This is a genomic window from Trueperaceae bacterium, assembly GCA_019454765.1.
In the GTDB taxonomy this organism is placed as follows: Bacteria; Deinococcota; Deinococci; order Deinococcales; family Trueperaceae; genus JAAYYF01.
On record JACFNR010000007.1, the window covers coordinates 80,633 to 88,746 of the forward strand.

Here is an 8,114-nt window from a genome sequence, read left to right on the forward strand (position 1 = left end):
GACCTGGGCGCGATGTGGGGCGCCGTCGCCGGGAGGTGCCCGAACTGCGGCGCGCCCGGCGCCTTCGCCACGCTGTGGGGCCTGAGGCCCGCGTGCGAGGGTTGCGGCGCGCGCTTCGAGCGGGAGCCGGGCGCCTGGCTGGGATCGTGGGTGTTGACGTACGTGGTGGCCACCCTCGCGCTCGTCGCGCTGGCCGTGACGCTCATCCTCGAGTGGGGGCTCTTCGCCGGGCTCGAGTGGGTGCTCGCCGGGGCGGGCGTGCTGCTCGTCGTCGCGCTGTACCGGCCCGTGAAGGGCTGGTGGCTCTGGTGGCTGTGGGCGGCCGGTTTCGTCACGCCGGACGACGACGGCGGGCCGCCCCCGCCGTAGCCGACGGGGTCGCGGCCCGCCGGGTTCAGGCGGGTCGGCGGGCGCCGACGCGGGCCAGCAGGACCGTGATGATGACGAAGGCCACGAACGAGAGGGTCGGGATGGTGATGAACCCGAGCCACTCGATGTACTTGAGGCTGCACGGTACCCCGCTCGAGCAGACGCCGGAACCGAGCGACGGGAAGCGTTCCACCAGGACGTGGTAACCGCTCACCAGCACGCCCAGCGCGCTGAGGGGGAGGGCGTACTTGACGACCTGGCGGTCCTGCTGGAACGTGGCCACGGCCAAGATCGGTACCAGCGGGTACATGAGTATCCGCTGGTACCAGCAGAGGACGCACGGCACGAAGTGCCTGATCTCGCTGAAGTAGAGGGAGCCGAGCGTGGCGACGATCGCCACCACCCAGGCGGGGTAGAGGAGGGCGGTGCGCCCCGAGGTCATCGCGATGCGGCTTCGATGGCGCGCCCGATGCCGGCGACCGTGGGGCTCGGCACCAGCACCCCGTCGACGAGCACTGAGGGCGTGCCGGTGACGTTGGCGCGCCGCGCGGCCGTCTCGTCGGCCGTGACGTCGGCCGCCGTCGCCTTGGTGGAGACGCAGGTGCGTAGCTGCGCCGCGTCGAGCTCGGGCGCGTACTCGATGGCCAGGTCGAGCGCCCTGCTCGTGTTGCGCGCTATCTCGGCCTGCGAACGCATCAGGATGGGCTCGAGCTTGAAGAAGGCGTCGTTGTTCTGCTGGTAGACGCACTCGCCGAGCACGGCTAGGTCGCGCGAGCGCCCGGCCGGGTCGATCACCGGGAAGTTCAGGTAGTAGAGCGACGCCTTGCCGGTGTCGACGTAATCGCGCACGATCTGCGGAGCCTCGTTCTCGCTGAAGGTGGCGCAGTGCGGGCAGAGGAAGTCGAAGAAGATGGCCACCTTCACCGGCGCGGCCGGATCGCCCGCGTGAGGCTGGGCGGCGTAGTCGATGTCGGCCTTGGCGGCGGGGGCGCCACCGGAGGTGAAGCGAGGCACGATCACGGCGGCCAACACCACCAGGACCGCGAGGATGATGGTGACCAGCGTCAGGCGTTGGGAGTTCATGGAGGGCAGTCTAACGGAAGCGGCAGCGCGTCGCGGCCGGCGGGCTAGCATGCTGCATGGACGGGTTCGTCGCACCAACCAGCTACCGTGCCTTGAGGGTGGACGTGCAGGACGGAGTGGCGCACCGGGAGGTCGCCGCGGTGCCATGGGAGACGCTTCCCGACCTCGACGTCACGGTGCGGGTGAGCCACTCCAGCCTCAACTACAAGGACGCCCTGAGCGCCACGGGCAACCGCGGCGTCACGCGCCGCTTCCCGCACACGCCCGGGATCGACGCCGCCGGCACCGTGGTCGCCTCGCGCGACCCGCGCTTCGCGCCGGGCGACGCGGTACTGTGCACGGGTTACGACCTCGGGATGGACACCCCGGGCGGGATGGCGGAGTACGTGCGGGTGCCGGCCGACTGGCTGGTGCGGCGTCCGCCCGGCCTCGACGCCTTCACGGCCATGGCGCTCGGCACGGCCGGCTTCACCGCGGCGCTGGCGCTCGACCGCCTGCGAGCCGCGGGCGTCGAGCCTAGCCTTGGGCCGCTGGTTGTCACCGGCGCCTCGGGCGGCGTCGGCAGCCTCGCCGTCGCGCTCCTCGCTCGTGCCGGCTTCGAGGTCGTCGCCAGCACGGGCAAGCCGGGGGCGGCGCCCTTGCTCTCTCGCCTTGGTGCGGCGCGCCTCATCCCGCGCGAGGAGCTGGGGGCTGTGGGCGACAGGCCGCTGGCCCCCGCCGCCTACGCCGGAGGGGTAGACACGGTCGGCGGCGCCACCCTCGCCGGTCTGCTCAAGAGCACCGTCGTGGGCGGCGCGGTGGCCGCGTGCGGCCTCGTGGGCGGGGCCGAGCTTCCCCTCACCGTCTTCCCGTTCATCCTGCGCGGCGTGGCGCTCATGGGCGTCACCTCGCAGCACGCGAACGCCGCGGTGCGCGACCAGGTGTGGGGGCGGCTCGCCGCCGATGCCGGGCTCCTCTCGCTCCTGGCGGACGGCGACCTGGTGCGCCACGTGCCGCTGGAGGGGCTGGAGGCGGAGATCGGCGCCATCCTCGCCGGTCGCGTCACGGGCCGGGTGGTCGTGACCATCTGACGGCGCGCTCCGCCGGGGCGCCGGCGACGCGCGGGCGCCGGTAACGCCCGCACGGACCCCCGGCCAGTTCGCTGCTACACTCCGTGAGGAACCGTGAGCCACGACACCTTGGCGGTGGCGGGGCGGACGCGGCGCTGGGCGCGCAGCCACGAGACGGCCACGGGCGATCCAGCCGAACCCGAAAGGAGCCTCACACCATGTCGTTCAAGCTTCCCGACCTCCCCTACCCGGTCGACGCCCTCGAACCGCACATCGACGCTCGCACGATGGAGATCCATCACGGCAAGCACCACGCGGGGTACACGAACAACCTGAACGCCGCCATCGAGAAGCACCCGGAACTGGCGGGCAAGTCGGCGGAGGAGCTCGTCAAGGGCGTCTCCGGCCTGCCCGAGGACATCAGGACGGCCGTCCAGAACAACGGCGGCGGTTACCTGAACCACAACCTGTTCTGGGAGGTCATGAGCCCCAGCGGTGGCGGCAAGCCGGCCGGCGCGTTGGCCGCCGCCATAGACGAGGCCTTCGGGTCGTTCGAGGCGTTCCAGGAGAAGTTCGCGGCCGCCGCCGCCACCCGTTTCGGCTCCGGTTGGGCCTGGTTGGTCGTCACGAGCAGCGGCGCGCTGAAGGTGTACTCGACGCCGAACCAGGACTCGCCGCTCATGCAGGGCGACACGCCCATCCTGGGCCTCGACGTCTGGGAGCACGCCTACTACCTCAACTACCAGAACCGCCGGCCCGACTACGCCAAGGCGTTCTGGAACGTGGTCGACTGGAACGCGGTGGCGGGCAAGTTCGCCGCCGCCCGCTGAGGCCCACGCCCGCGCCGGGGCGGCCCCGGCCACGGCGCGCCCCTCAGCCGCGCGCCGCAACCCAAGTCCCCTAGGCAGGAGCCCGGGCGGGTGATGTCCCCGCCCGGGCTTCCTCGTAGCTTGCCGCATGCGCGATCTCCGGCACGACAGGCCGTCGCAACTGCTCGCCGCGGGCATCCTCGCGCTGCTGGCAGCCGTGCTCGCACCGCGGGTGGTGGGAGGGCCGGCGCCCGTCACCGTGGTGCAGCCGAGCATCACCGTGTCCGTCGAGGGCGAGGTCGTTAGGCCGGGCGCCTACGTCGTCGAGTTCGGTGCCCGCGTCGGGGACCTGGTCGAGTTGGCCGGCGGGTTCCGGCCCGGCGCGGCCCGGGCGCTGGTGGCGCTGGCCGCGCCCCTGACCGACGGCCAGGTGGTCCAGGTGCCGGCGCAGGTGCTCGAGGGCGCGCTGGGGCGCGTGTCGCTGAACTCCGCCACCCAGGCCCAGCTCGAGGCGTTGCCGGGGGTGGGACCGGCCACCGCCCGCCGCATCGTCGAGCACCGTCCCTACGCGCGCCCCGACGACCTGCTGCGCGTCCCCGGCATAGGCCCGAAGAAGCTGGAGCGCTTGAGGCCGTTGGTGGCGCCGTGACGGTCGCTCGCGGTCCGGGCGGCGCGCGCGGTCCTTACCGGTTCGTGCCGTGGTCGGTGCCGGTCGCGCTGGGTCTCGTCGCCGGGGTCGCGCTGGCCGCGCCGTTGGAGGGTTGGACCCGCCTCGCGGCCGCGCTCGGCCTCCTCGGGGGCGCCGCCGCGTCGTGGCGATGGCGGGCGGGCGCGCGACCCCGCGTCGGTGGGGTGTTCGCCGCCGGCTGGCTCCCGTTCCTGCCGCTCGCGCTCCTCGCCGGCGCCGTCGGGGTCGGGCGGCTGCACGCCTGGGAGCACGGGCCGAGCGAGCGGGCCCGCCGGGCGCTCGCTCTCGAGTGGGCGGGCGAGGAGCGCGAGTGGCGTGGGCGCTCCGACGGCGAGGTCCTCCACGTCGAGGCGCCCCTGCGCGCGAGGCTGGCGCTGGTGACGCCGCGCGGAGCGAGCCCGCCCGTCGGCGAACTCGTGGTCGTCGGCACGGCCGAGCCGGCCGACGTCAAGCGCAACCCCGGCGGCTTCGACGCCTCCGCGCACCTCGCCAGGCGGGGCGTGGCCGGTCGCCTGTTCGTCCGGCGGGTCGACGTGGTGCGCGCCGGACGCACGGCGGCGGGCCGCCTCGCGGCCGGCGTGAGCGCCGGGCTGGGGGAGCGGGCCGCCGCACTCATGCTCGCCATGACGCTGGGGCGCAGGGACGACCTCGCCGACCTCAGGGACAGCTTCGGGGCGGCCGGTATGGCGCACCTCCTCGCCCTCTCCGGGTTGCACGTCGGGGTGCTGCTGGTGGCGGCTGGGAGGCTGCTGCGGGGCCTGCGGCGCGGGCGGGCGCCGCTCCTGGCGGCCTTGACCGTCGCCTTCGTGCTGTTGGTGGGTCCCAGCCCCAGCGTCGTGCGGGCCGCCACCATGGCGCTGGCCGCAGTGGCGTCGGCCGCCATGGGCGGCGGACGCGTGGATGCCTGGGCGGCCCTCGGCCTCGCCGCCTTGGTGGGCACGCTCGGCGCGCCGCAGATGGTCTTCGACCTCGGCTTCCAGCTCTCCTACCTGGCCGTGGTCGGCATGTTGCTGTTCATCCCGCCGTGGACGAGCCGGCTCGCCGGGCTCGGCGTGCCGCCTCCCGGGCGCGCGGCTCCGCGGCCGGCGGCACCCGGCGGCTCGCCCGCCAGGCTCCTCGGCTGGGCCGCCACGGGCGCGGTCGCCAGCACGGCCGCCCAGCTCCCCACCGTCTCCCTCGTCGCCGGGACCTTCCAGGCCGTGCCCCTGCTCTCGCCGCTCGTGAACGTCGTGGCCGTGCCCGTGGCCGCCCTGCTCGTGCCGCTCGGCTTCTTGGCGGGCCTCGTCGGCCTCGTCTCGGACCAGGCGGCGCGACTCGTGAACCTGGCCGTGGCGCCCTTGACGAGCGTCCTGATCGGCACGGCCGAACTGGGAGCCGCGCTACCGGCGCTCGGCTGGGGCGAGGTGACGCCGGTGGGGCACGCCGCCTGGGCCGGCTTCACGCTGGCGGTGGCCGCCTGGTCGTGGCGCCGGCTGCGGCTGCGCCGGCTGCTGCTCGTGGCCTTGACCCTCGCGGGGCTCACCTCCCTGCTGCCGCCCGCGCACGCCGCGCCGGACATCTGGTTCCTTGACGTGGGCCAGGGCGACGCCACGCTCGTGCGCCTGGGTGGTGGAGCGGCCGTGCTCGTCGACGGCGGCGGCTCGCCCTTCTCCGACTTCGACGTTGGTCGGCGCGTGGTGATCCCGGCCCTCCGCGCCCTCGGGGTCACGCGCCTCGCCGCCGTCATCGTCACGCACGCGGACGCCGACCACGCGGAGGGGCTGGTGCCGGTGCTGGAGAAGTTCCGCGTCGGGCTCCTCGTCACGGGCCCGCCGGACCCGGACGCCGCGCTCGACACCAGGCTCCGCGAGCTGGCGCTTGCGCGGGGCGTGCCCGTTCACGAGGCGCGCCGCGGCGAGCGACTGCTCGTGGGCGCGGCCAGCCTGGACGTCGTCAACCCGGCGCCCCACCAGGATCACGGCGGCGGCAACGACGCCTCGGTGGCGTTCGTCCTCAGGTACCGGGGCGAGGCGCGCGCGCTCTTCCTCGGCGACCTGGGGGTGAGCGTCGAGCCTGACCTGGCGGTGCCGCCGGTCGACGTGCTTAAGGTGGGGCATCACGGTTCGCGCGGTAGCACCGGACCGGAACTCGTCCGGGCCGCCTCACCGCGGTTGGCCGTCATCTCCGTGGGCCGCAACGGCTACGGGCACCCGGCGGTCGCCGTCACGGACCGCCTAGCCGCCCACGGCGCCGAGGTGATCACCACGCTGGAGCACGGCGCCGTGCGCGTGCCGCTCGCGGGACCGCTCACGTGGCACGGCACGGCGTCGCCGGCGAGGCGCGAGCGCCGGACCCCGCGGGCTGCACGAGCCGGTGGCGACGTGATAGATTGCTCACAATGCTCATGACGGTTCGCGTGCTAGCCGAGCAGGGTCCGGTGAGAGTCGAGCTTGCCCGCTGGGGGGAACGACTGGTGGTGGTGAAGCGCCTCCTGGCCGCGCACCCCATCGCCAGCCAACGCCTCGAACGCGAGGCCGCCGTCGTCGGTCGGTTGCGCCACGCCAACATCGTGCCGCTCCTCGGGGTGGTCGACGGCTCCTCGCTCATCTACGCCTACTGCCCAGGCGTGTCGCTCGAGTCGGCCCTCGAGCGCGGCCCCTTGCGCCCGCGGCGCGCCATGAAGGTCGCTCACGACGTCCTCAGCGCCCTCGCCTACGCGCACGCCCAGGGTGTCATCCACCACGACGTCAAGCCCGCCAACATCCTCGTCAAGGGCGAGCGAGCCCTCCTGACCGACTTCGGTTTCGCCAAGGACCTCGGTCTCACCGCCATCACCGCCCCCGACATGCTGCTCGGCACCCCGAGCTTCATGGCGCCCGAGCAGTTCCAGGGGGTGCGCACCGATCGCCGCTCCGACCTGTACGCCACGGCCGCGGTCGTCTACCACATGCTCACCGGCTCGCCGCCGTACGGCTCGCAGGTGGTGAGGTGGTTGGCCGGCGACGACCGGGTACCGCTCGACCCGCTACCGCCGGCGGCGGCGGCGTACTCGGAGGTCCTGAACCGCGGCCTGGCGCGCGACCCCGCCCACCGCTTCGGCAGCGCGGAGGCGTTCCTGCAGGCGCTCGAGAGCGTCTCCCTCGGCGCCGTCGCCTGACGGCCGGGAACGCCGCGTGATCGTCTCGTTCTCTGGCGACAGGTTCCTGTGTCGCCGCGCCGGCCGCGCGGCCCTGGCCGCGGCCGGCGCGGCGCCGGGCGCCGCCGTGGAGCTGGCCGAGGGGATGAGCGCCCAGGACGTCACTCGGCTCGCCTCGCAAGGGGGGCTGTTCGGTCGGGCGACGCTGCTGCTCGACTTCGAGGCGGCCTTCACGGGTGCCGCCGGCGTCAAGCCCCGCAACGAGGTCATGAAGGCCCTCGAGGGCGTCACCGGCGGCGCCACCATCGTCGCTCTCGACCCCGACGCCACCCCGGCCCGCCAGAAGGCGTGGCGCGCCCTCGGCGACCACCGCCACCTGGCCCTGCCGCGCGGCGACCGCCTACGCGACTGGGTCGCTTCCGAGCTCGGGGAGGCCGGCGTGGAGTCCGAGCCCGCGGTTGCCGCCTACCTGGCGGAGGTGTTCGGGGAGGACGCGGCGGCCATCGCGTCGGAGGTCCAGAAGCTGGCGGCGCTCGACGAGCGCATCGGGCTCGAGCGCGCCAAGGCGGTGGTCAACCGGGAGGCCACGCGCGACGCCTTCGACGCCATCGAGCGCATCGCGGCGGGCGACGTGGCCGGCGCGGTTGCGGTGACTCGCCGCCTCGTCGACGCCGGAGAGGCGGTGCCCCGCGTGTTCGGCGCCCTCGCCTGGCAGTTCATGCTCGTCGCCAAGGCCACCGGCCTGCGTCAGCGCGAGGGGGCGAGGCGCATAGGCGGGGCGCAAGCGGCCGCGGCGCTCGGGGCAGCGCCGTACGCCGCCGAGAAGGCGCTCGCCCTGGCTGCCAGGCTCGACGAGGCGGCCGTGGCGGCGGCCCTCGCGGAGCTCCTGGCCGCTGACGTGGCCGCCAAGACCGGCCGCGACCAGGAACTCGCGCTCGACGGCGTCGTGATCTCGTTGGCCAGGCGCTGGCAACGCGCCGGGTCGGGCGGGCGGCGCGCCT

Annotated in this window: 9 protein-coding genes; 7 read left to right on the forward strand and 2 right to left on the reverse strand. The window is 74.5% G+C overall.

The genetic code is table 11. From position 1 onward, the window contains the following. On the forward strand, nucleotides 1-369 hold a 369-nt coding region (locus H3C53_03890; GenBank protein MBW7915818.1), incomplete at its 5' end, for a DUF983 domain-containing protein. Nucleotides 370-394: 25 nt separating this feature from the next. On the opposite strand, the gene H3C53_03895 is transcribed toward H3C53_03890, so the two are convergent. Next, a complete protein-coding gene (locus tag H3C53_03895) occupies nucleotides 395-811 on the reverse strand; it encodes a disulfide bond formation protein B (GenBank protein ID MBW7915819.1) in 417 nt (138 codons plus the stop codon). Further along, on the reverse strand, nucleotides 808-1,452 hold the full coding sequence (locus H3C53_03900) for a thioredoxin domain-containing protein (protein MBW7915820.1): 645 nt from the start codon (nucleotides 1,450-1,452) through the stop codon (nucleotides 808-810). The genes H3C53_03895 and H3C53_03900 overlap by 4 nt, the downstream gene beginning before the upstream one ends. A 56-nt stretch (nucleotides 1,453-1,508) precedes the next feature. Between H3C53_03900 and H3C53_03905 the strand changes: the two genes are divergently transcribed. The 6 genes from H3C53_03905 to holA all read left to right on the forward strand — a co-directional run. Continuing rightward, the gene (locus H3C53_03905) at nucleotides 1,509-2,522 is read left to right on the forward strand and encodes a YhdH/YhfP family quinone oxidoreductase (protein ID MBW7915821.1); all 1,014 of its coding nucleotides are present in this window, start codon (nucleotides 1,509-1,511) and stop codon (nucleotides 2,520-2,522) included. A gap of 197 nt (nucleotides 2,523-2,719) precedes the next feature. Continuing rightward, nucleotides 2,720-3,331, forward strand: a complete 612-nt coding sequence (locus tag H3C53_03910) for a superoxide dismutase (GenBank protein MBW7915822.1) — start codon at nucleotides 2,720-2,722, stop codon at nucleotides 3,329-3,331. A gap of 127 nt (nucleotides 3,332-3,458) precedes the next feature. Then, nucleotides 3,459-3,959 (forward strand): ComEA family DNA-binding protein, encoded by a 501-nt coding sequence (locus tag H3C53_03915; protein MBW7915823.1) that lies wholly within the window; start codon nucleotides 3,459-3,461, stop codon nucleotides 3,957-3,959. Further along, nucleotides 3,956-6,385, forward strand: coding sequence for a ComEC/Rec2 family competence protein (locus tag H3C53_03920; GenBank protein MBW7915824.1), 2,430 nt, complete (start codon nucleotides 3,956-3,958; stop codon nucleotides 6,383-6,385). The genes H3C53_03915 and H3C53_03920 overlap by 4 nt, the downstream gene beginning before the upstream one ends. After that, entirely contained in the window at nucleotides 6,376-7,134 is a 759-nt protein-coding gene (locus H3C53_03925) for a serine/threonine protein kinase (GenBank protein ID MBW7915825.1), read from the forward strand. The genes H3C53_03920 and H3C53_03925 overlap by 10 nt, the downstream gene beginning before the upstream one ends. A 16-nt stretch (nucleotides 7,135-7,150) precedes the next feature. Then, the coding region (holA, locus tag H3C53_03930) for a DNA polymerase III subunit delta (GenBank protein ID MBW7915826.1) at nucleotides 7,151-8,114 on the forward strand (964 nt) is incomplete at its 3' end.